Source organism: Burkholderia sp. ABCPW 14 (genome assembly GCF_001523835.1).
GTDB lineage: Bacteria > Pseudomonadota > Gammaproteobacteria > Burkholderiales > Burkholderiaceae > Burkholderia > Burkholderia mayonis.
In genome coordinates this window covers 1-787 of record NZ_LOVS01000157.1, presented here as the reverse complement: position 1 = coordinate 787, position 787 = coordinate 1, and the positions used below count along the sequence as shown (strand labels likewise).

The window sequence follows — 787 nt, the reverse complement described above, 5'->3', positions numbered from 1 at the left end:
TCGTCCATTGCCAGATAGCGGATCGTCGACCAGTCCGGCTCGGCCACACGCGCTCGCAAGCGCATCTTGTCGATCGATTTGACCGTGTGCCATCCCAGATCGTAGAAGGCTGCGACTGCCTGCACGCTGGCCGCTTGCAGCAGCTTCTCGCAGGCCTTGGCGAACCGCTCCGTCACCCGCTGGTAGCGGCCCAGCCACGCCAGCTTCTCCAGTCGCGGGCCGCCGCAGTGTTCGCACCAGACCCGACGGCGGGGGACATGCAGCACGACTCGGTACTCGAACAGCGGCAGATCGCGCACTCGCCGAACCGTCGTCTCGTGGATTTGCTGGCAGCGCGCTCCGCACTGTTCGCAGTGCATGACCTTGCTGACCGGCTTCAGATACAGCGACAGCGTACCGCCGCCTCCTTCCGGCCATTCCACCCGCTCCAACCGATAGCCGGTCCAGCCGCCCAGTGCCTGAAGTGCCTTGCGATCGTGCAATTCTTCCTCCTGACCTCTATAGAATCAGGCGTCAGGTTACGCAATCGCCATCAAACCCTCCACGGTTTACTGCGATGAACCAAAAATACTGCGTGATCCGGACATGTACCTCTACGAACGCTCAGAAACTAGCGGCACCCACAGCATGTTTCTCCCGTTCTACTGGGGCTATCGGGCCGCGGACAACGAGATCGCGAAGGTGAACAGGCCGGGCGAGGTCAAGAGCCGCGTGGCGGACAGCGACGGCAATCTGCTGACGCGCGGCCAGTATCAGGACATCCACGCGAACCGGCTCGATGCCCATT

At 62.4% G+C, this 787-nt stretch carries 1 protein-coding gene and 1 pseudogene; one reads left to right on the top strand and one right to left on the bottom strand.

Annotated elements, in window-relative coordinates; translation table 11 throughout:
- The coding region (locus WS62_RS25495) for a helix-turn-helix domain-containing protein (protein WP_197422920.1) at positions 1–482 on the bottom strand (482 nt) is incomplete at its 3' end.
- An 82-nt stretch (positions 483–564) separates the two neighbouring features.
- Between WS62_RS25495 and WS62_RS34925 the strand changes: the two are divergent.
- Positions 565–787: pseudogene (locus WS62_RS34925) on the top strand (T6SS effector phospholipase Tle3 domain-containing protein); the annotation flags it as partial.